Source organism: Pseudomonas sp. (assembly GCF_036387035.1).
Classification (GTDB): domain Bacteria; phylum Pseudomonadota; class Gammaproteobacteria; order Pseudomonadales; family Pseudomonadaceae; genus Aquipseudomonas.
Window position 1 is genome coordinate 1 of the sequence record NZ_DASVUM010000221.1, and the last position, 21,962, is coordinate 21,962.

At 60.6% G+C, this 21,962-nt stretch carries 21 protein-coding genes and 1 pseudogene; 11 read left to right on the top strand and 11 right to left on the bottom strand.

Annotated elements, in window-relative coordinates; translation table 11 throughout:
* Window positions 1-134 (bottom strand): annotated as a pseudogene (locus tag VF672_RS20500) (transcriptional regulator GlcC); the annotation flags it as partial.
* 385 nt (window positions 135-519) lie between these two features.
* Between VF672_RS20500 and glcD the strand changes: the two are divergent.
* The 5 genes from glcD to VF672_RS20525 all read left to right on the top strand — a co-directional run bounded on the left by glcD (window position 520) and on the right by VF672_RS20525 (window position 7,066).
* Window positions 520-2,019, top strand: coding sequence for a glycolate oxidase subunit GlcD (gene glcD / locus VF672_RS20505; protein ID WP_331106362.1), 1,500 nt, complete (start codon window positions 520-522; stop codon window positions 2,017-2,019).
* Complete coding sequence (glcE, locus tag VF672_RS20510; protein ID WP_414705640.1) at window positions 2,019-3,116, top strand: glycolate oxidase subunit GlcE; 1,098 nt, start codon at window positions 2,019-2,021, stop codon at window positions 3,114-3,116. Before glcD ends, glcE begins: the two co-directional genes overlap by 1 nt.
* Before the next feature lie 3 nt (window positions 3,117-3,119).
* Complete coding sequence (gene glcF, locus VF672_RS20515) at window positions 3,120-4,343, top strand: glycolate oxidase subunit GlcF (RefSeq protein ID WP_331106363.1); 1,224 nt, start codon at window positions 3,120-3,122, stop codon at window positions 4,341-4,343.
* Between the two features lie 66 nt (window positions 4,344-4,409).
* The gene (locus tag VF672_RS20520) at window positions 4,410-4,817 is read left to right on the top strand and encodes a heme-binding protein (protein WP_192174332.1); all 408 of its coding nucleotides are present in this window, start codon (window positions 4,410-4,412) and stop codon (window positions 4,815-4,817) included.
* Between the two features lie 71 nt (window positions 4,818-4,888).
* Window positions 4,889-7,066, top strand: a complete 2,178-nt coding sequence (locus tag VF672_RS20525) for a malate synthase G (protein WP_331106364.1) — start codon at window positions 4,889-4,891, stop codon at window positions 7,064-7,066.
* Between the two features lie 327 nt (window positions 7,067-7,393).
* On the opposite strand, the gene VF672_RS20530 is transcribed toward VF672_RS20525, so the two are convergent.
* Window positions 7,394-8,410 carry a LacI family DNA-binding transcriptional regulator gene (locus VF672_RS20530; protein WP_331106365.1) on the bottom strand — a complete coding sequence of 339 codons (1,017 nt, stop codon included), beginning with the start codon at window positions 8,408-8,410 and terminating at the stop codon, window positions 7,394-7,396.
* Window positions 8,411-8,679: 269 nt separating this feature from the next.
* On the opposite strand from VF672_RS20530, the gene VF672_RS20535 reads away from it, so the two are divergent.
* The 3 genes from VF672_RS20535 to csrA all read left to right on the top strand — a co-directional run bounded on the left by VF672_RS20535 (window position 8,680) and on the right by csrA (window position 11,461).
* Window positions 8,680-9,207: a gluconokinase gene (locus VF672_RS20535; RefSeq protein ID WP_331106380.1), complete on the top strand. Its 528-nt coding sequence runs from the start codon at window positions 8,680-8,682 to the stop codon at window positions 9,205-9,207.
* A gap of 126 nt (window positions 9,208-9,333) precedes the next feature.
* Window positions 9,334-10,686 carry a GntP family permease gene (locus VF672_RS20540; RefSeq protein ID WP_331106366.1) on the top strand — a complete coding sequence of 451 codons (1,353 nt, stop codon included), beginning with the start codon at window positions 9,334-9,336 and terminating at the stop codon, window positions 10,684-10,686.
* A gap of 586 nt (window positions 10,687-11,272) precedes the next feature.
* The gene (gene csrA, locus VF672_RS20545; protein WP_037012727.1) at window positions 11,273-11,461 is read left to right on the top strand and encodes a carbon storage regulator CsrA; all 189 of its coding nucleotides are present in this window, start codon (window positions 11,273-11,275) and stop codon (window positions 11,459-11,461) included.
* A gap of 280 nt (window positions 11,462-11,741) precedes the next feature.
* Here csrA and VF672_RS20550 read toward each other — a convergent pair whose 3' ends face one another.
* Complete coding sequence (locus VF672_RS20550) at window positions 11,742-11,978, bottom strand: YdcH family protein (RefSeq protein WP_331106367.1); 237 nt, start codon at window positions 11,976-11,978, stop codon at window positions 11,742-11,744.
* 164 nt (window positions 11,979-12,142) lie between these two features.
* Between VF672_RS20550 and VF672_RS20555 the strand changes: the two genes are divergently transcribed.
* Window positions 12,143-13,396 carry a M20/M25/M40 family metallo-hydrolase gene (locus tag VF672_RS20555; RefSeq protein WP_331106368.1) on the top strand — a complete coding sequence of 418 codons (1,254 nt, stop codon included), beginning with the start codon at window positions 12,143-12,145 and terminating at the stop codon, window positions 13,394-13,396.
* 1 nt (window position 13,397) lies between these two features.
* Here the strand turns inward: VF672_RS20555 and VF672_RS20560 are convergent, their stop codons facing one another.
* Together VF672_RS20560 and VF672_RS20565 are read right to left on the bottom strand one after the other, a co-directional pair.
* Window positions 13,398-14,339, bottom strand: a complete 942-nt coding sequence (locus VF672_RS20560) for a ketopantoate reductase family protein (protein WP_331106369.1) — start codon at window positions 14,337-14,339, stop codon at window positions 13,398-13,400.
* 171 nt (window positions 14,340-14,510) lie between these two features.
* A complete protein-coding gene (locus tag VF672_RS20565) occupies window positions 14,511-15,878 on the bottom strand; it encodes a pyridine nucleotide-disulfide oxidoreductase (protein WP_414705641.1) in 1,368 nt (455 codons plus the stop codon).
* Window positions 15,879-16,803: 925 nt separating this feature from the next.
* Here VF672_RS20565 and VF672_RS20570 point away from each other — a divergent pair.
* Entirely contained in the window at window positions 16,804-17,118 is a 315-nt protein-coding gene (locus VF672_RS20570) for a hypothetical protein (protein ID WP_331106371.1), read from the top strand.
* Between the two features lie 11 nt (window positions 17,119-17,129).
* On the opposite strand, the gene VF672_RS20575 is transcribed toward VF672_RS20570, so the two are convergent.
* The 3 genes from VF672_RS20575 to VF672_RS20585 form a co-directional block, all read right to left on the bottom strand.
* Complete coding sequence (locus tag VF672_RS20575; RefSeq protein WP_331106372.1) at window positions 17,130-17,582, bottom strand: hypothetical protein; 453 nt, start codon at window positions 17,580-17,582, stop codon at window positions 17,130-17,132.
* An 86-nt stretch (window positions 17,583-17,668) separates the two neighbouring features.
* The gene (locus VF672_RS20580) at window positions 17,669-17,929 is read right to left on the bottom strand and encodes a DUF1652 domain-containing protein (protein WP_331106373.1); all 261 of its coding nucleotides are present in this window, start codon (window positions 17,927-17,929) and stop codon (window positions 17,669-17,671) included.
* 372 nt (window positions 17,930-18,301) lie between these two features.
* Window positions 18,302-18,778, bottom strand: a complete 477-nt coding sequence (locus tag VF672_RS20585) for a GNAT family protein (RefSeq protein WP_331106374.1) — start codon at window positions 18,776-18,778, stop codon at window positions 18,302-18,304.
* Between the two features lie 343 nt (window positions 18,779-19,121).
* Between VF672_RS20585 and VF672_RS20590 the strand changes: the two genes are divergently transcribed.
* The gene (locus VF672_RS20590) at window positions 19,122-20,054 is read left to right on the top strand and encodes a hypothetical protein (protein ID WP_331106375.1); all 933 of its coding nucleotides are present in this window, start codon (window positions 19,122-19,124) and stop codon (window positions 20,052-20,054) included.
* Between the two features lie 197 nt (window positions 20,055-20,251).
* Here VF672_RS20590 and VF672_RS20595 read toward each other — a convergent pair whose 3' ends face one another.
* From VF672_RS20595 to VF672_RS20605, 3 genes are all read right to left on the bottom strand, one after another.
* Entirely contained in the window at window positions 20,252-20,890 is a 639-nt protein-coding gene (locus VF672_RS20595; protein ID WP_331106376.1) for a DUF2931 family protein, read from the bottom strand.
* Window positions 20,887-21,429 (bottom strand): hypothetical protein, encoded by a 543-nt coding sequence (locus VF672_RS20600; RefSeq protein ID WP_331106377.1) that lies wholly within the window; start codon window positions 21,427-21,429, stop codon window positions 20,887-20,889. The genes VF672_RS20595 and VF672_RS20600 overlap by 4 nt, the downstream gene beginning before the upstream one ends.
* A gap of 117 nt (window positions 21,430-21,546) precedes the next feature.
* Window positions 21,547-21,962, bottom strand: a 416-nt coding sequence (locus VF672_RS20605) for a DUF2931 family protein (RefSeq protein WP_331106378.1), incomplete at its 5' end; no start/stop codon positions are given.

Consider the following 21,962-nt stretch of genomic DNA (forward strand, 5'->3'; position numbering starts at 1 on the left):
AGCTTTTCGGTCAGCCGCCGCTCGGAGGGCAGCAACTGGCCGACCTTGAGCACGCCGTCGACAATCAGCCGCTCAATGCGCTCACTGACCACATCGGCCACCTGCGGCGCACGTTTTGTTTCGGGATTCTGCATGGACACATTTCCTCGGGTTAGCGCCGGGCCCGTTCTGCCGGGGCGAATCGATCCGTAGGAGCCGGCTTGCTGGCAAACGCATTTATTCAGTCGCTACCCATCCGAGCCGACCCCCGGTTCGCCAGCAAGCCGGCTCCTACGATGGGCATCACACTGGTATGACCACGGATAACCACCCGAACAGCAAAAAGCGCGATGACCGCTATCTCAATGATGTTTAAGTGTATTAGCAGCTAATTTCACGATCCCTCATCGCAAAACTGGTTCGACCACTGCTCCACCCGGTAGACACTAAGCCGCGCTGAGCCAATGATGCAAGCCAGCCATTCACGTTCCGTCGCGGAACGGGCCTCCAATAAAAACAAGACAGGGTAACGAGCCCACCATGAATATCCTGTACGACGAACGCGTCGACGGCGTGCTGCCGGTCATCGACAAACAACAGTTGCTCCACGCGCTGCAAACCCGCCTGCCTGATCTGGACCTCCTCCACCGCGAGGAAGAACTGCGCCCCTACGAATGCGACGGCCTTTCGGCCTACCGGACGACGCCGATGCTGGTGGCGCTGCCGCAACGCATTGAACAGGTGCAGACGCTGCTCAAGGTCTGCCACGAGCGTGGCGTGCCGGTGGTGGCGCGCGGTGCCGGGACCGGACTGTCCGGTGGCGCGCTGCCCCTGGAAAAAGGCGTGCTGCTGGTGATGGCGCGCTTCAACAAAATCCTCCACATCGACCCCGCCGGGCGCTTTGCCCGGGTGCAGCCCGGCGTGCGTAATCTGGCCATCTCCCAGGCCGCAGCGCCCCACGATCTGTATTACGCGCCTGACCCCTCCTCGCAGATTGCCTGCTCGATTGGCGGCAACGTCGCAGAAAACGCTGGCGGCGTGCATTGCCTGAAATATGGCCTGACCGTGCACAACCTGCTCAAGGTCGACATCCTGACGGTCGAGGGCGAGCACATGGTGCTGGGGTCCGACGCCCTCGATTCTCCAGGCTTTGACCTGCTCGCGCTGTTCACCGGGTCTGAAGGCATGCTCGGCGTGATCACTGAAGTGACCGTCAAGCTGCTGCCCAAACCGCAGGTGGCGCGCGTGCTGCTGGCCGCCTTCGACTCGGTGGAAAAAGCCGGTCGCGCGGTCGGCGACATCATCGCCGAAGGGATCATACCGGGCGGCCTGGAAATGATGGACAATCTGGCGATACGCGCCGCCGAAGACTTCATCCACGCCGGCTACCCGGTCGACGCCGAAGCCATTCTGCTGTGCGAACTCGACGGCGTCGAAGCCGACGTTCACGCCGATTGTGATCGCGTCCGCGCTGTGCTCGAAAAGGCCGGCGCGACTGAAATACGCCAGGCCAGAGACGAGGCCGAACGCGTGCGATTCTGGGCCGGTCGCAAGAACGCTTTCCCTGCGGTCGGTCGGCTGTCGCCGGATTACTACTGCATGGACGGCACCATCCCGCGACGGGAACTGCCCGGCGTGCTGAAGGGTATTTCCGCGCTTTCGGAAGAATACGGCCTGCGCGTCGCCAACGTTTTTCACGCGGGTGACGGCAACATGCACCCGCTGATCCTCTTCGATGCCAACCAACCCGGTGAGCTCGACCGCGCTGAAGCGCTGGGCGGAAAGATCCTGGAGCTGTGCGTCAAGGTCGGTGGCAGCATCACCGGCGAGCACGGCGTTGGCCGCGAGAAGATCAACCAGATGTGCGCTCAATTCAACAGCGACGAGCTAACCCTGTTCCATGCAGTAAAAGCCGCATTCGACCCGGCCGGCACCCTTAACCCCGGCAAAAACATCCCGACCCTGCACCGCTGCGCGGAATTCGGCGCGATGCACGTGCACATGGGCAAGCTGCCCTTCCCTGAACTGGAGCGTTTCTGATGGAGGCTCAACGTCAGCCGGCCGTGGCTGGCCAGGACCGTGATGCCAGCGACGCGCTGCTGGAGCAGGTCAATCAGGCGATTCAATTTGCCCTGCCGCTGCGCATTCAAGGTGCCAACAGCAAGGCATTCCTCGGTCGCGAGGTGGCCGGGGAAGTGCTGGACACCCGCGCTCATTGCGGAATCGTAACCTACGACCCGACCGAACTGGTGATCACCGCTCGCGCCGGCACGCCGTTGTCAGTGCTCAATGCCGCGCTGGAGGAAGCCGGCCAGATGCTGCCGTGCGAACCGCCGACGTACAGTGATGGCGGCGCAGGCGATGCAACCGTGGGCGGCATGGTCGCGGCGGGCCTGTCCGGGCCGCGCAGGCCGTGGTCCGGCTCGGTGCGTGATTTCGTCCTTGGCACGCGGGTGATCACCGGCCTGGGCAAGCATCTGCGCTTCGGCGGCGAGGTGATGAAAAACGTTGCCGGCTACGACCTTTCGCGGCTGATGGCCGGCAGTTTTGGCTGCCTGGGTCTGATCACCGAAGTCTCGTTGAAAGTCCTGCCCAAACCACGGCTGTGCACCAGCCTTGCGCTGGAAATGGACAGCCTCACCGCCCTGGCCCGCCTCGCGCAATGGGGTCAGGAACCCTTGCCGATCAGCGCGGCGAGCCACGACGGACGTGTGCTGCGCTTGCGTCTTGAAGGCGGCGAAGGTTCGGTCGCAGCGGCCCATGACCGGCTGGGTGGCGAAACCATCGATTCGGCCTACTGGGGCGCGCTCAACGAACACCGTCTGGATTTCTTTACCGATGGCCGTCCATTGTGGCGCCTCTCATTGCCCGTCAGCACGGCTGCGCTGGACGTTCCGGGAGATCAATTGATCGACTGGGCGGGTGCGCAACGCTGGTTGAAATCCGACGCCAGCGGCAGCGAGATCCGCCGCATCGTCAGCGCCGCGGGCGGTCACGCCACCTGTTACAGCCATGCCCTGGACGACAGCCCGTTTCAGCCGTTGGCCACGCCATTGCTGCGCTATCACCGCCAGCTCAAGGCGCAACTCGATCCGCACGGAATTTTCAATCCGGGCCGAATGTACGCGGAGATCTGAACCATGCAGACGACCCTGAGCGAACACGCCAAGAACCTGCCCCGTGGCGAGGAAGCGGAAAGCATCCTGCGCAGCTGCGTGCACTGCGGTTTCTGCAACGCGACCTGCCCGACCTATCAATTGCTCGGCGACGAATTGGATGGCCCGCGCGGGCGCATCTATCTGATCAAACAAGTGCTGGAAGGCCGCGAAGTTACCGAGAAAACCCAGCTGCACCTGGACCGCTGCCTGTCCTGCCGCAACTGTGAAACCACCTGCCCTTCCGGCGTCGATTACCATAACCTGCTGGACATCGGCCGTCAGGTGGTCGACGCCGCCGTGCCGCGCCCACTCGGGCAACGGTTGCTGCGCGACAGCCTGCGCGCCGTGGTCCCCAACGCCGGTCTGTTCAAATCCCTCACCCAGTTAGGCAACTCATTCAGACCGCTGCTGCCGGTTGCGCTGAAGACCAAGCTGCCGGGCAACATCCGCCCCGCCAAGGCTCGCCCTACCCGGCAACATGCACGGCAGATGCTGATACTTGAAGGGTGCGTGCAACCCGGTTTGTCACCCAATACCAATGCGGCCACGGCGCGGGTGCTCGACAGGCTGGGCATCAGCGTCCAATCGATCGCCCAGGCCGGTTGCTGTGGCGCCGTGGATTACCACCTGAATGCCCAGGAACAAGGGCTGCAACGTGCGCGCCGGAATATCGATGCGTGGTGGCCGAGCCTTGAAGCCGGCGCCGAGGCCATCGTGCAGACCGCCAGCGGCTGCGGCGCCTTCGTCAAGGATTACGGCCACCTGCTGCGCAACGACCCGGTTTACGCGCAGAAAGCCGCGGCCATCAGCGAACGCACCAAAGACCTGGTTGAAGTGCTGCGCGCCGAGCCACTGGAGCAACTCGGCGGCTGCACGCGCCAGACCCTGGCCTTCCATTGCCCGTGTACATTGCAGCATGCGCAGAAGCTCGGCGGTGCCGTCGAGTCGGTGTTGACCCGACTGGGCTTCAATCTCACACCTGTGCCCGACAGTCACTTATGCTGCGGCTCGGCCGGCACCTACTCGGTCACCCAGCCCGTGCTGGCAAAACAGCTGCGTGACAACAAGATGAACGCGCTGGAAAGCGGCAACCCGGACGTGATCGCAACGGCTAACATCGGCTGTCAGACCCACCTGGCGAGCGCGAACCGTACACCGGTCAAGCACTGGATCGAACTCATCGAGGACGCCTTGCCTCCAAGTTGATTGCAGGCGCCCTGGCTCCGTATCAGACCGACACTCATGACACCCTTTGCCCTTCAGGAGAACTGCATGAAAACCAAATCCGTACTGACCCAGACCGAAGTCACCCAGATTCTGGCCGCCGCACGCACCGAGGCGCAGAACAACGGCTGGGCAGTGTCCATCGCCGTGACCGACGACGGCGGTCACCTGCTGGGCTTCGAGCGTCTGGACGGTTGCGCGCCCATCGGCGGCTACATCGCCATCGAAAAGGCCCGCACCTCGGCGCTGGGTCGTCGCGAATCCAAGGGCTATGAAGACATGGTCAACGGCGGTCGCACCGCCTTCGTGACCGCCCCGCTGCTGACCTCGCTGGAAGGCGGCGTACCGGTGATCATCGACGGCCAGACCATCGGCGCGGTGGGTGTTTCGGGTGTGAAAGCCGATCAGGATGCGCAAGTGGCCAAGGCCGGTGTGGCGGCGGTGAGCGCGCAGTAACTCGGCCTGCGACTCGCCCCTTTGCCGCCGGCACCCCAGGTGCCGATACCTTTTCATGATGGAGACCCCAGATGACCGAATTCGTCAATTGCCACAACCTCAAGGTGGCGGCCAACCTCAAGCGCTTTGTCGACGAGGAGGTGATCCCCGGGACAGGCCTGACCCCGGAAATGTTCTGGGCTGATTTCGACTCCCTGGTCCACGATCTCGCGCCGGTCAACCGCGAGCTGCTCAAAACACGCGACCGCCTGCAGGCTCAGCTCGATAAATGGCACAAATCCAACCCCGGCCCGGTCACCGACATGCCGGCATACATCGCCTTTCTCGACAGCATCGGCTACCTGAATCAGGTGCCGGCCGAGGTCAAGGTGTCCACCAACAAGGTGGATATCGAAGTCAGCGAGCAGGCCGGCCCGCAACTGGTGGTGCCCGCCGCGAACGCCCGTTACGCCCTGAATGCCGCCAACGCCCGCTGGGGTTCGCTGTATGACGCGCTGTACGGCACCGATGCTGTTTCCTCGGCCAATGGCGCCGAAGTCAAGGCCGGTTACAACCCGTTGCGCGGCGAGAAGGTCATCGCCTTCGCCCGCGCGTTTCTGGATGAAGCCGTGCCGCTGGCGTCGGGTTCCCATGTCGGCGCCAAAGCCTACGCGATGGACAGCGGGGAATTGCTGGTCACCCTCGCCGACGGCAGCCCCTCGCGCCTCGCTCAGCCCGAGAAATACATCGGCTATCAGGGCGAGCCGCTGCAGCCCCATGCCATCCTGCTGAAGAACAACGGCCTGCACATCGAGATCCAGATCGACCCGGCCAGCCCGATTGGCGGCAGCGACCCGGCCGGGATCAAAGACCTGCTGCTGGAAGCCGCGCTGTCGACCATCATTGACTGCGAAGACTCGGTCGCCGCCGTCGATGCCGATGATAAGCTGGTGATCTACCGCAACTGGCTGGGCCTGATGAAAGGCGACCTGACCGAAGCACTGGTCAAGGGCGGCAAAACCATCACCCGTCGCTTGAACGCCGACCGTCAGTACACCGCCGCCGACGGCAGCGCGATTACCCTGCACGGGCGCTCGTTGCTGTTCATCCGCAACGTGGGTCATCTGATGACCAACCCGGCGATTCTGTACGACGGTGACAAGGAAATCCCTGAAGGCATTCTCGACGGCGTCATCACCAGCCTGATCGCCTTGCACGACCTGCACAACCGCACCAACTCCCGCGCCGGCAGCGTGTACATCGTCAAACCGAAGATGCACGGTCCGGAAGAAGTGGCCTTCGCCGATACGTTGTTCAGCCGTATCGAAGATACGCTGAAAATTCCGCGCAACACCCTGAAGATGGGGATCATGGACGAGGAGCGGCGCACCAGCGTCAACCTCAAAGCGTGCATCGAAGCGGCGTCGTCCCGGGTTGCGTTCATCAATACCGGCTTCCTCGACCGCACCGGCGACGAAATGCACAGCTCGATGGAAGCCGGCCCGATGCTGCGCAAGGGCGACATGAAAGCCACGCCGTGGATCAAGGCCTATGAGCGCAACAACGTGCTGGTCGGTCTGGCCTGCGGCTTGCGCGGGCGTGCGCAGATCGGCAAGGGCATGTGGGCGATGCCTGACCTGATGGCCGACATGCTGGAGCAGAAGATCGCGCACCCCAAATCCGGTGCGACCACGGCATGGGTGCCCTCCCCGACGGCGGCGACGCTGCATGCGCTGCATTACCACAAAGTGGACGTGAGAGCGGTGCAGCAGGAGTTGGAGCAGGTCGACCTGGACAGCATCAGCGAAGACATCCTGTTGGACCTGCTGAGCATACCCGTCGTCGAGAAAGCAGAGTGGAACGAGGACCAGATCCGCGAGGAGGTGGAAAACAACGCCCAGGGTCTGCTGGGTTACGTGGTGCGTTGGGTGGAGCAAGGCGTCGGCTGTTCGAAGGTGCCGGACATCCACAATGTCGGCCTGATGGAAGACCGTGCGACGCTGCGTATCTCCAGCCAGCACATCGCCAACTGGCTGCGCCACGGGGTGGTCAGCGAGGACTACGTCAAGGACGCGCTCAAGCGCATGGCCAAAGTCGTCGATCGGCAGAACGCCGGGGACTCGGCCTACACGCCAATGGCGGGCAACTTCGAGAAGTCAGTGGCCTTCCAGGCTGCCAGCGCGCTGGTGTTCAAAGGCCGCGAGCAGCCAAGCGGTTACACCGAACCGCTATTGCATGAGTTCCGTCTGGCGTTCAAGAAGGAGCATTAATCGAGCGGTAGCCTGCGCCGGGCAACGCAGGACCTGGACAGGCTGCTGTAGATGAAGACCTGGCGAACAGCGCTGTGCCTGACACGACGCGTTCGCCAGCAAGCCGGCTCCTACGGATTTGCGTCCAAGCGCAGTTCATCGCCTGGCCGAAAATCACTGCAGGAGCGTGCTTGGCCGCGAAAGCGTCAGACCGACCGCCACCCGCTGGCTGACCCACCTCAACCTGTAGGAGCCGGCTTGCTGGCGAAGGCGTCAGGCTTGGAAACCTCGATGGTGGAGGCCAGAACTGCTTCATCCGCAAGCCCGCCCCTCCAACATCAAGTCCGGTCAGGTGCTTTCGCGTACCACCAGTTCAAACCCCAGGTCCACCTGCGCTTCGTGAACCGTGCCGTCCAGCAAGCCGAGCAGCAACTGCGCGGCGCGCTGGCCGACCTGTTCGCGCGGGGTGCGGATGGAGGTCAGGCGCGGGACCATGTGCGCCGAGCCCGGCAAGTCGTTGAAGCCGATCAGCGAAACCTGTTCAGGAATACGGATGCCGCGCCGCAGGGCTTCCAGCGTGGCGCCCTGCGCCAGGTCGTCATTGCAGAAGAACACCCCGTCCACGTCCGGATGCTCTTCGAGCAAACGGGCAAACAGTTCACTGCCCAGACCGATGGACGATGGCAGCGGCGACGCCATCTGCAGCGCTTCGTCATACAGCCCTTCCTGCTCCAGCGCGCCGCGAAAGCCTACGCCGCGCTGGATCACCCGTGGATCGAGCTGCGCCGACACGTAGGCCAGTCTCGTACGGCCACGGCTCAACAAGTGCCGCGCCGCCTCGGCTCCCGCCTGTTGCTGGGAGAATCCCACGCACGGCTCGGCGCGAGTCGGGTCCAGCTCCATCATATGAACGCAAGGCACGCCACTGGCTGCCAGCAGTTGCTGAGCGGCCGCGCTGCGGTCGAAACCGGTCAGCAAGATGCCCCGAGGCCGGTGGGAAAGATGACTGCGCAGCAGGTTCTCTTCTTCTACAGGTGAGTAGTGATAGTTACCGATCACCACTTCCAGCCCGCGCGGACGCAGAACGGTCTGAATGGCTTCGAGGGTTTCAATGAATAACTGGTTGGACAGCGACGGCACCAGCACCACCACCGACTGGCTGTGCGACGACGCCAGCGCGCGCGCGGCAGGATTGGCGACATAGCCTAGACTCACCGCAGCAGCGCGGACTTTTTCCACCAGCTCCGGTGCCACCGTGGCCACGCCACGCAAGGCTCTGGACGCGGTAATGGGCGACACGGCAGCCAGTTTTGCGACTTCGTTAAGAGTAGGACGACCGGTGGAGCGGGAACCAATACGTGTCATGCGTTGCCAACTGATTGGAAGAGCGTTGCGGGGGGTTGCGATTGTGTGGGATGGGCTCTAAGGTAGCGCTATCTCACGGAGGCCCGCAACTTTTCGATCGTTTACACGACTGGAATGATGCATCTCATGGATCAGCGAGATACCCATAACAATGACTACACCTGGAAACAGTCTTGCCGGACTTGCACACCATTCGGCGAAGACAGCGCTGTCTCCGGGACGAGGTTTTTATGACTACTGCTCCACATGCTATTTCCGCCATCGTGGTAATGGGTGTTTCCGGCTGCGGCAAGAGTGCCGTCGGGGCTGCCATCGCTGAAAACAGCGGCGGCCGGCTGATCGAGGGTGATGCGTTCCATCCCCAGGCCAACATCGACAAGATGAGCGCGGGCCATCCGCTGAACGACGACGACCGCGCCGGCTGGCTGACCCGCCTCGGCGAAGAAGTCGCTGCCGCCGTCGCAAAGGGTGAAAAGCCTGTTCTGACCTGCTCCTCGCTGAAGCTTATCTACCGTGAACGCCTGCGTGCAGCCGTGCCGGAGCTGGGCTTTGTGTTTCTGGAGCTGACCAAGGAGCTGGCCACCGAACGCTGCTCGCACCGCCCGGGGCATTTCATGCCGGCCAGTCTGGTCGACAGCCAGTTCGCAACCCTCGAACCTCCTTACAACGAAGACCGCACACTGGTGGTGGACGCAACCAAGCCGATCGAGACCCTCGGCAAGGAAGCGGCTCAATGGTGGAGCGATTCCCTCGACCACTCTCAAACCCCATCTGTCACCGCTCGCACCGGCTCTTGAGCCGAGCTCAGGTGTGAGCGGCAAAGGTAGCGCTGTCTCTGATGACGCTGCCCCTGCTTCACAGGGCAGAGAGCAACAGCGTTAAGCAGTAGCTCCAAAAAAACAAAATACAACGGAGAGACACCCATGTTCGGTATGACTCAAGACACGTATCTGCTTGTCGATGCGTTGGTGACCATCATTGGCCTTGTGCTTCTGATCACCAAGTTCAAAGTCCACCCTTTTATTGCATTGACCATCGCGGCAGGTTTTCTCGGGCTGACCTCCGGGATGCCGGTCGACAAAGTGATGAAATCGTTCCAGGACGGTTTCGGCGGCGTGCTGGGTTTCGTCGGTATCATCCTTGGCCTGGGCACCATGCTCGGCAAGTTGATGGCGGACTCGGGCGGTGCTGACCAGATCGCCCAGACCCTGATCCGTCGCTTCGGCAAGGACCGCGTGCACTGGGCCATGATGTTTTCGGCGTTCCTCGTGGGTATCCCGCTGTTCTTCGAAATCGGCTTCGTGCTGTTGATCCCGCTGGTGTTCATCGTTGCGCGTCGCAGCGGCGTGTCCATCGTCAAGATCGGTATCCCGTTGCTGGCAGGTCTGTCGGCGGTGCACGGTCTGGTGCCTCCGCACCCGGGTCCGTTGCTCGCAATCGGCATCTTCAGCGCCGACATCGGCAAGACCATCTTCTACGGCCTGATCGTCGCATTCCCGACCGCAATCATTGCCGGCCCTATCTACGGTAAATGGATCGCCAAGCACATTCCGGGTAACCCGTCGAAAGAGCTGATGGACCAGATTGCCAAAGAGTCCACCAACGAAAACCTGCCCAGCTTCGCCATCACTCTGGTGACAATCCTGCTGCCGGTGTTCTTGATGTTGCTCAAGACGTTCGCCGACGTTGCGCTGCCAGCCGGCCACATCTTCCGTATCTGGATGGACTTCATCGGTCACCCGATCGCGGCTCTGCTGTTCGCCCTGCTGCTGGCGTTCTACACCTTCGGTTCGGCACGCGGCTTCAGCCGTGACCACATCATCAAGCTGCTCGACCAGAGCCTGGCGCCCGTTGCCGCGATCGTGTTGATCGTCGGCGCTGGCGGTGGCTTCAAGCAGATGCTGGTGGACAGCGGCGTCGGCAACCTGATCGGCCACATGGCCGTGCAGGCGCAAATCTCGCCGATCCTGCTGGCCTGGCTGGTCGCTGCGGTGATCCGGATCGCGACGGGTTCTGCAACCGTCGCCACCATCACCGGCGCCGGGATCGTCGCCCCCGTGGTCGGCATGGTGCCGGGCGTCAACCGCGAGCTGCTGGTACTGGCGACCGGTGCAGGCTCGCTGATCCTGTCTCACGTGAACGACGCGGGCTTCTGGCTGGTCAAGCAGTACTTCAACATGACCGTGGCTGAAACCCTGAAGACCTGGACCGTGATGGAAACCATCCTGTCGGTCGTGGGCATCATCCTGATCATGCTGTTGTCGTTGGTGGTTTGATGCATTGATCACAGCGCCATAGCACTGTGATACCTCCGCTGCACCCATGCCCACCCTCGCGGTGGGCATGTCATTTCTGAACCTCCGATACTGCGCTGTGCCGGCGTTCTGATCATGGGCTTGAGTGCATCGATTCGGGTGAATCGGGCCTGATACAAAACCGTTCACACATCCCGTCATCAATTCGATTAAAGTTACGGCGTTTTGCCGCTACTCATTTCGGAAGTCTCCTACACTCCTCGCAGAGAAATCGTAGGAGCAATCTAATGAAAATTTCATCCCCGCCCGGCACGAGTTCTTTGCAATAAAGGCCAAAGGAGTGTGGAATAGGCGCCGCCCTGAATCTGGCTATCAAGCCGATAGCCGATTCACACGGGAATTTACCGCCAGCATCAGGCAAGATTCACATGCCGTTCGGCCCCACGAGCGGCGTCAAGTGTGACGAGACGATGAACCTGGGGAATTAAAATCGTACCCATGGCGTCATACTGATGAACGCATTTGGATGCAATCGGCAAACCATCACCCAAAGGCTCACGCCAGCCTCCCGGCAGAGGCGCTTCATGAGGCCATCAAGGAAAAGATTATGTTGATACTCACCCGTAAAGTCGGCGAAAGCATAAACATTGGTGACGACATCACCGTTACCATTCTGGGCGTTCAGGGCCTCCAAGTACGTCTTGGCATCAACGCTCCGAAAGATGTTTCAGTGCATCGCGAAGAAATCTACAAGCGCATCAAGGCCGAGACTGCACCGGACCAGGATCCGCAATAAACCCACCGGTTTATGCTTATTCGATCACTGTCAGCAACCACCCGGTGCTGACAGGTCGGCGACGGCGACTGACCAGACGCCGTTTTTTTTCGTCTGAACTTTGGATCCAGCCAAGTCGCCTCGCGGGTAACTAAGCGGGCACGGGGACAAAGATTCAGCGTATGTGACGATGCACTTCCGGATGTCGAGGGAAGTTGTCAGTTGTCAGATTTCGCCAACTAAAAGGGCCGATCTCCATAAGAGATCGGCCCTTTTCAGTTAGTGCCGCCGTTTAACCCGATCAGCCCGCCGCGTTCAGTTGTTGGGCGATGGAGTCTTTGGCCAGCAATCGCTTTTCCTTGAGGGTCTTCAGTTCATCGTCCGAGAGGTCACCTGCCTCTTCGACACTGACGATATGGGCGTCCAGCTCATCGTATTGCTCGACCAGCGCATTGAGCTTCGCGTCGCCGCTTTTGCGCTTGGCGAGCTCTTCTTTGGTGATGCTCAGGTCTGCGTACAAATCGTGCTTAACCGGCATGGGGTGCTTCTCCTCTGATGACTGACGTAGGCATGTTGAGGTTAGTCCAGCCTAAAGGTTCGACGTTTTTGCTGCTGCGGATAACGCATTTTGATAGGCACGATGCTGTGCGACGGGCTACGGTGTGAGTCGAGCTCTCTATTTGCAAACTTCAAGGATCGACCATGACCGTACCCTTTTCCCGTCCCTTTATCGCCAGCGCTCTGGCCCTGGGCATCGCCTTTTCAGCGGCAGCACCGGCCTTTGCCGAGCCCAACAAGCAGGTCCAGGCAGATGCCGAGCAATACAAAGCCGACGCACTGAAGCTGCTGGAACAGCTAGTCAACATCGATACGGGCCCAGGCTACGAGCCCGGGCTGACCCAGGTAAGCGACATCGTGATCGAACAGCTCAAGGCGCTGGGCGCAACCATCGAGAGGGTTCCCAATACCGCGCCGGACAAGAGCCAGCACATCGTCGCCACGCTCAAGGGGACCGGCAAGGCTAAAATCCTCCTGATGGCGCACATGGACACCGTATTCAAGGAAGGCTCCGCCGCCGCCCGGCCCTTCCACATCAAAGACGGCCGGGCATACGGGCCGGGTGTCATGGACGACAAAGGCGGTATCGTCGCCGGGCTTTATGCGTTGAAGATACTGAAGAAACTCGACTTCAAGGACTATGCGCAAGTCACCTTCCTGCTGGATGCCAGTGAAGAGACCGGGTCTGCCGCCGCCACCGCCCTGATCCAGAACGTCGCCAAACAGCACGATGTGACGCTGAACCTGGAGCCGGGCCGCCCCGCCGACGGGCTGGTGGTCTGGCGCAAAGGCAGCGCAACGGCAGTGGTCGAGGTCAGGGGCAAGGCGTCCCACGCCGGCGTCGCGCCGGAACTGGGCCGCAATGCCGCCATGGAGGTGGCGCACCAGATTCTGCAACTGGGCAAACTGGGCGACGCCGAGAAGAAGACCACGATCAACTTCACCGTGCTCGACGCAGGCGATAGGATCAATGTGATTCCCGATCAAGCCACCGCCAAGGCGGATGTGCGCGCGGCCGTGCCGGCCGAATTCGACCGCATCGAGAAGGATCTGGCCCGTGTCTCGGCGGACAAACTGATCCCGGACACCGAGGTGACCACCCGCCTGGAGCGTGGTTTGCCGCCGATGCCACAAACGCCGGAAACCGACAAGCTGGTTGATATCGCCCAAGGCATCTACGGCGAGATCGGCCGCAAGCTGACCATCGAGGGCAGCGGCGGCGCGGCCGATGCAAGCCTTTCGGCCGGGGTTGGCGTGCCGACACTGGATGGCTTCGGCATCGTCGGCGGGAACATTCACACGCCTGAGGAATATGCCGAAGTCGAAAGCGTGTCGCCGCGCATTTATCTGCTGACGCGGATGATCATGGAGCTGGCAACGCACACGCCGGGCAAATGACTCACGCCTGTTCCCGGAGCCGCCGCGCCTCATACGCGCGCAGGTGCAGGTAAACGTAATCGAGGGCCGACAGTGAATCCTCAAGTGAGCTGTCGGCAACTTTCCGTCGGGCAATCAGCTCACCGAAGACATGCTGCACTTCAATCGGCGCGCCGCGCTCGATGTCCCTCAGCATGGAGGCGGTCATCTTCGAACCCGGGGTGGTCAGCATTTTCTCGAACCGTTGCCGGACTTCGCTGCGTAGCGGGTGCCCTGCGTGGTCCGCCACCTGAGCGCACTCGTCCAGCAATCTCAAAATCAGCCCTTCCCCGCCGCTGGCGATCACGTCGCCGATGCTGGCGCGCATCGACCCCGTGATGCCCGCACCGGTCGCGATGAAGCACCATTTCTCCCACATTTCCTGGCTGATCTGCTCACTCAATACGGTGTCGAATCCTGCATTGGACAGCGCTTCGGCGACCTGCTGAATACGCGGGCTCAGCCGACCGTCACGTTCGCCAAACGTGAGTTGGTGGATGTCATTCAAGTGCAGAATGGCACCCGAAGCGTCGCGATCCACCGAAATCAGGCACTGCCCACCCAGCACGCTGGCCGGTGAAAACCGCTCGGCCAGCCTGTCCAGGTGTGCCAAGCCATTGAGCAGCGGCAGGATCAGCGTTTCAGGGCCGACCGCAGGCGCGAACGAGGCCATGGCGCTGTCGAGGTCGTAGGCCTTGCAACTGAGCACGATAAGGTCGAAGGGCGTGTCCAGCATCGCCGCCATCACCTGCGGCGGTGACGGGTATTCGATGTTGCCCTGCGGGCTGCGCACGATCAGCCCGTCACGCTCCAGCTCCAGTCCCCGGCCTTCGCGCGCTAGAAACGTCACGTCTCGCCCGGCATCCAGTAATCGGCCGCCGAAGTAGCCACCGATCGCACCCGCGCCCACCATCAAAATACGCATTGGTCAGTTCCTGTTCGATGTCACGACGAGTCAGACATCCCAGCGTAGATGAGGGCCGCTCGTCCCGCGAACTGCCGAGGAGCGGCCAGGCTGTGCGTGACGCCGGAACAACGGACAAAAAAAATCCCGGGCCACCGAAGGGGCGCCGGGATGCAAGTACTGCAAGGAGAGTCAGGACTGAGCGTTGACCAATACGGGCCAGAGGAACGGCAAGCGGTCCTCGCTGCGACTGGACACCAGTCGAGGGGTCGCCATGGCAGGCTGCGCCGCGAGGGTCTGCAAGCGCGTCAGGACCGAATCGATCACCACGCCGCTGGCGTCATGATGGAATTGCCAGACGCCGTAGATGCGACCGTCAAAGGACGCCTCGCTGCCCAGCCGCGGATCGACCCCCAGCCCTGCCCCCAGACCGAACAGGTGCAGACCGTGCAGGCGCTGGCCGCCGGCGTCGAGCGGACAACCCGCAGGATCGGAATCAAGCCCACCCTTGACCTCCATCAGCTTGATGGCTTCGCCCCCGGCATGCCTCAGGGCGGGCAGCAGCGGCTGATAACCGGTGCATTGCACAACGATGTCAGCTTCGGCCAGCGCCTGGCGGGCACGCTCGAATTGATCGGTCGGGCCTTGGTGGGTCTGCAGCAACTGTACGCGTACGCCGGTCTTGCCGATCTGACCTTTGGACAGGGCTTCGCGGCCCACGTCCAGCGCACGGTAGCGCAAGCCGCCGGAGCGATTGACCCGCCCCGAAACCGGGCAGACATCCCTGACCGCATCGAACACGTAGCCCGCGTCCAGCGCGGCCTGCGCGGTCTCGTAAAACAGGCGGATCGGCGAGCGGTGCACCAGTGTCACTTCTTCAAGACCGGCAAATTCCAGGGCGTCGGCGAGGTTTTCCAGGACTGAAAATGCGCTGTGGGAGCCGCCAACCACACAGACCCGGCCCTTGGCCGCCAGCGTTGTTGCAAACAGATGACGCAGTTGCACGGCGTTCATTCTCAACAGCGCATCGGCGCTCGCTATCTGCGCCGAGGGCGGAACCGCGAGGCCTTGATCCGCCAGACTGTCGAGCAAGTGCTGCGGGTCCTGCCAGCCGCCCAGGTTAAGAACCACCGCACGGCTGCGAATCCGCCGGCTGCGGCCCTCCGACTCTACCCACACCTGGTACTCGTCGCCCTCGCGCACAATCTCGGTGATCGTCGTGCTGCTCCATAATTTCACGCCGTAGTGCTCGACGATGAAATCGAGCACTAACGTCGAGGCTTCCGCCAGCAGTTCAGCCACGTCCGCCAGTTGCGGGGCGCTTTGCGCCTGGCGACGAATGCGCCAATAGGCAGGCGAATGTTCAAGGGGCTCGAATACATCGCGCAATGCCGGGTCACGCAGGCAATCGAGAAAGACATCGCCGACCGAATTGGCGGTAATCCGGTAATCGCCTAAACGACCCGTGCCCGGCGTGGGACTTGCGTCCACAATGATTAAACCTTCCTTGGCCAGTTCTGGCATGGCACCACTTTTCAATGCGTTGAAAAGCAGTCCCATTCCCGCAGGTCCGGCACCTCCCACTATGCAACCGCAAACGGTTTCCAGATGATCTCCTTGCATAACTGTCACTCCACGCTGGGTCGTTACCGTACCGCCGGCCGCGCTATAAACCGCCACACTGACGTGCGCGTCTAACCGCAATCGCTCAGGCGATGTCTGAACTTTCAAGTTGAATAATTAGATGGGGTCTTGCTGAACTACCGTGCTCGCAGACTTGACGACCCCAAAACGCGGATCACATCGGAGCCGCGGGCAGGTCGGAAGGACGGCGCGTGGTGGCTCGATGGCTCTAGACCGCGACTTCAGGTGCGGGAGGTGGTGGGTGGGCCGCCCCGACGCCGAACATTCGCATGGCTTGCTGCTCAGGTTTCTTTGCGGGACGCTACCGCCAGCTCATCACGTGCCTGAAGGGTCTTTTCGAGAATGAGAAGTGTCCGGCTCTTGCACTAACTGGACGTTTTCTTAGTTGAAAACGTAAAGCGATGGTTGCAAATAACGGCCAAAGTGTCAATTTTCTGAGAAACCGGTGCTTTTCTTGATTACCACCTTTAACCCGTTGATTTAGAAGGTATTATTAATAATGGCGCCAGTAAGTCGTCGCTTTAGACCAAGCCCATGGATTTATAAAATAAGAAGCTTCCGCGCTTTAGTTTGACAGTCCCTGACGCGAACGGATCTAAATAACTTTCCATTGGAAAGATACTGATGAGCGGTTGATTTTCGTGGTGCACTTTAACTTTTAGAACTATTTATTGACGTCAGCATTAATGAATACCGGCTCCTGGATTTCCACCGGATGCATTAAGAGAAGTCGCAGGATCGTATCCGATAGATGGCGGGGTAAAGATGAGAACTATTCCGGGCTGCGATGCCTCCATTGCTCATTGCTAAACACATAAGCACCGCCAGAGAGGTGAACCTGATGAACGTTGAAAAGCCGCCTGGCTTCGGCCTCGCAGAGATCGATTATTCGCGCGACACCCTGTTCGGGCCCATCCCCATGCAGGCAACTTGCCGCGTACGGCTTGCCACCATCGAGCACAATGGCGACACCCTGCGCGAACTCACCATCCTTGGTGATGTGCCGGAATATCTGCCCAAATCAACGGTGGTACGCGTTGCCATGGAGGGGCGCATTGAAGCGGGGCCTGTGCGGGAACACTATGCGGTTCAAGCCAACGGCGAAGAACAGTTCAAACTGCTCTTCGAAGATGAGCACGGTCGCAGGCCCCACTGAACCCTCGGGTCCTAGCGCGCGCCGTCGTGTACGTGGACCGCCTGGGCGATGCCAAGCGGTTTGCCGGATCGAGGGTCTGGTGCGCTGAGGGGCAAGGGGCTGAGCGGCGGCGTGCTGAAGAGCGGCGCTGCTGCCGAGGCGTCGTCAGCAATGGGGGGCTGGCCACTCGTACGCGCATTCCCGGGCTGGAGGGCGGCGCCGTAACGCAGCCCTTCCACCTGAGGTTTGATCTCAAGTACCGGCTCGGGCGGCAGTAGCTGTTCGCGCTCGAGTGAAGTCATGGGCGGGCGGAAGCTGGCGTTTCGTGTTTCCAGACGCTCCAGCATGGTGGTGATCGTTACAGCACCCACCACCACAATACCCAGCAGGCAGCCGACGCCGATCATGACCTTGCGCCGACGGCGCAAAGGCGCCGCTCCTTCCTGCACTCCTACCGCCTCGATTTCGGGTTGCGCGTGCGCCATGCAAATCCTCAGTATCCCGCCTGGCCGCTCAGGGCCGATGCGGACCAACATAAGGCGGAATCGCGATTATTGCCAGCGCTCTGCGCTCAGCTCGCCAAGGCATGGGGGTAATGCCTGGCCTTCTCGAGTTCGGCCTGGAGGTCGCGAATCAACGTACATAAGGCATGGCTGTTGTCGAGCGAGTCCAGGGCGATATTCGACGCGAACAACTCGACACGCTCAGTGGCAGGGTCAATGACTTCAACCGTCATCACATCCGCCAGGACCGTACAGTTGCAACGCAGGGGCAGAAACGCGCTTTCTATAATGCTGCGCAGTTCAAGGTTAGAGAGCGTACAGGCAATCATTTTCAATCCTCCACAGGCAGGACTGCATGATGCTTTCAGCCACTCGCCTGACTCTAAGTAAGCACTTCCAGTAAGCTGGAAATGGTTCCGGGACGCCGTCCGTCATTCGACAGAGGGGTTATCTCGTTATACCCCCCGCCCCAAAGTGAAGCAAACTACCCGGCGCCCGCACTGTTAAGCAGCCCGGCACAGGTCGATGGAGGAAAATCGATTCACCTGTGCAGGACATGCCTGGTTAACCGTTTGAGGTCAGGAACAAAGCGAAATTGATGGGCGAATCACGCGCGCAGGATGCATGCAGCCATTCGTCGGGCACCGGGGTGGCGTCCGACGAATGAACTCATGGGGCTCTGATTGGCTTTAGCTGTGGGCTTAGCTGCGTGGCAGCTTGAGGTGAATAAGCGCAACGCGGGCGCCCTTCTTGTCCAGACGCTCTTCGATGGCAAAGGGTTTGAAACCCAGCTTGGGGTAGAACAGCAATCCCGGGACATTGTGGTTAAAGCAGGAAGCGGTGAGTTCTGCGGCTTCGTGCTTGCCAAACGCCAGCTCCATCATGCAGCCAATCATGTAACGGCCCACGCCTTTGGAGCGGAATCGTGGGTCGATGATGACGTTGCCCATGGAGCAACGGCCCCTGAAATCGTATCGGGAGAAATTCGCAAACCCGACCACTTGGCCGTCCAGCTCGATGACCGTGTTGTCCGAACGTTGCTCAATGGCCTCGTTGAGCTGCTCAGGGGTTAGCGGGAACACCGCCTTGGGGAACATATAGAACAGTTCATCAATGCTCTGGGGCATGTCGCAGATGAAAGGAACGTCTTTTTCTTCCAGGGGGCGATGGACAAACATGCTGGGTAACCTCTCGAAGAAGATGAATCTGTGGACGGACTATAGCGGTCAACACAGAGCGCCGACGTTATAAGACACCATTCAGCCATAAATGTGCCGGAATGTTGCGCATCGGCGGAATCCGTCGCAGGAGAGTGTCGCAAGCCACTGACGGCCCTGGAAATCCGCCAACCGGGCAGAAAGCCTCCGGCTTTAAGAGCAGGTCATGCAATTTGCACGAAAACGAGTGGCGGTTATTTCCATAACCTATTGATTCAATTGTATTTATTCCAGAGCGAAGCGGTGGCACAGCCAATGCACCGTATTGGGGAGAAGTACAAAATCATTCGCACGGAGCAGCACCATGAACGTCTCACCTGATTCTTATCCTGCCGCTGTAGAAGAATCCTCATCGGTCTCCGGCGTTTCCTGGGGGGCCATCTTCGCGGGCGCCGCAGGCGCTGCCGCCCTCTCCCTCATCCTGATCCTGCTGGGTTCCGGCCTCGGTTTCTCGGCGATGTCGCCTTGGGCCAACGAAGGCGCCAGCGCGAAGACCATCGGTATTTCCACCGCCGTCTGGCTTGCACTGACGCAGATCGTTGCATCAGGCATGGGCGGCTACCTCGCCGGCCGCCTGCGTGTCAAATGGGCCAACATGCACGGCGACGAAGTCTACTTCCGTGACACGGCACACGGTTTCCTGTCGTGGGCAGTTGCCACGCTGGTTGCCGCTGTGTTGATCGTAGGCTCGGTGAGCGGCATCGTGGGCAGCGGCGTTAAAGCCGGCGCCACTGCGGCTGCCGGTGTGGCAGGTACTGCCGCAACAGCCGCAGGTTCCGCAGCGGGCAATACCAGCAGTGATCAGTATGGCTACTACATCGATTCTCTATTCCGCGATGATCGCCCTGCAGCAGTAAGCGATGATGCGGCTCACGGTGTCGTGGTGCGTATCTTCACCAAAACCATGGCCAATGACGGTCAGCTCGCGCCGGAAGACCGTACGTATCTGGCACAGCTGGTTGCGCAGCGTACCAACATGAGCCAGGCCGATGCCCAGGCCCGCGTTGATCAGGTGTATGGCCAAGCCAAGCAGGCTGTCGCCGATGCCAAGCTCAAAGCTCAACAGGCTGCCGATGCCGCTGCCAAGGCTGCCGCAACCGCGGCGCTGTGGACCTTCGTTTCGCTGCTGTGCGGTGCGTTCGTCGCCAGCCTTGCCGCTATCTGGGGTGGTCGTCGTCGTGATGCGGTCACGTATGTCGAAACCCGTGCTTATTCCAATACTTCCAGCATTCGCTGATCAAGGAGAGTCATCATGCGTTCATTGCTTCTGTGGTTCCTCGGCATTCCAATCCCTATCATTATTTTGATCGCACTGTTTGTGCATTGATTAAGCGGTAGACGATCCGCGCTGTTCTCCCCGAGGCAGCGCGGATTTTTTTGCGTGCTGAAAAGTGGTTTGGGTGGTGGCGCGATGGGTGCGGGTCCGCAGCAGCATTACCAGCTGCCATAGGGAATGCGGTGTTGTTCGACGTAGGCTTTGTTCTCCGGTTCGAGCGGGATGTACTTGCCCTTGCTCGCGCCGCGGTAGGGACCGAGCGGCTCGATTTCAGCCTGAAAGCGGCCGACCTCTTTGAAGCCTAGACATGATCCGCCTACCCAAACTTTGAGGATTCCGCCAGGCGCCATACCTAGCGTGATCGTCTCTCGATAATCTTCCTGCCATTCCCCGGGCCATATGCAAAACGCTTTTTCTGGTCTGAGCATTTCCTCCCGTACCCACTGGGGAATCTGTATTTTGATCTTGTATGCCTGCGGCTCCACCAGTGACTGCCAGCGCAGGAAAATCTGGTCTGGCAGGTCAACGTTATTTATAGGTTTCCCTCCCGATACTCCTTGATGCCAACCCTCCACCTTACCGGTATAACTCGCGACGCCGCCGTGCACCCTAAAGAATGCGAGTCCACGCGTGTCCAGTACGTCGACGGTTTCCACCCATACTTCCATGTGCTTGGGGGCGGCGAAACCTATGTACCAGGCGGGATATGGCAGCTTCGGGACAGGCGGCAATCTTGGCCCATTCGCGCACGCATTCAGACTGAGTAACAAACCCACCGAACAGACCAGGCGGCTCATTCTGGATAACCTTTTTGAGGGCGGTTGAGGTGCACGTTCCGGCGTTTGAGCGGTGCCGGTTTGCTGAAAAGAAAGGGACCTTCCGGGGTCCAGTGCGCGGACATGTGGATGTAACGCGCTCGCAGCAGCGCCTCTTGAGCAGGCTCAAGGCGTACGAGCCGATCCGCCATGACCTGCTGCAAGATTCGCTTAGCGATAGGCATAAGCTTCTCTGGCACTGCGAGTTCAGGCCGCGCTTCCAGCCCCTTGAAGGGAACAGCGTGACGTATCCCCAGTTCAGGCATAACACGCAGTGCAATCAGGCTCAGTTCGCCATGCACGGAGCGTTCGAGCAGCACGGTTATCCAGTAGTCCTCCATGACCGACGCGGCTTTGCCGCGCGGGTTAGTTGCCGCAGGCCAGGCTTTCACCGCAACGTAGCCATCGCGATCGACGCCTGATTCGCGCAATGCCTTGGCGTCCGCCTCTGCACGGGCCCAGGCGGTGTGGGATTCAACCCGTTGACCGTCCGGAACGCTGGCTTTGCAGGGCTGCGGCATCCACAACTTTCTCGTGCCCGTGGGAGATAGCCCCCGCCGACATCGGAGTGAGCGCCGCACTGGATTCTGAGACGTTCATTTGTGCGGTGGCGCGATGGGTGCGGGGCCGCAGCAGCATTACCAACTGCCATACGGAATACCATGCTGGTCTATCCAAGCTTGCGCCGCTGGATTGGGGGCTCGGTAAAACAACCGTTTTCCGTCTTGGTTGGGGCCGAGCGGTTCGACTTTGGCTTGGTAACGACCGACTTCTTTGAAGCCAAGGCATGGCCCACCGATCCAAACTTTAACGATCCCTCCTGGGGCCATGCCCAGCGTAATAGCGAAGCGGTAGTCGTCTATCCATTCTTTTGAGCCTCGGCAGTATACGCGCTCTGGCTTAACCATCTCATCGCGTACCCACTGAGGGATTTGTATTCTGGCCCTGTAAGCCTGTGGCTCCACTAGTGACTGCCAGCGCAGGAAAATCTGGTCGGGCAGATCGACGTTATTTATAGGTTTCCCTCCCGATACTCCTTGATGCCAACCCTCCA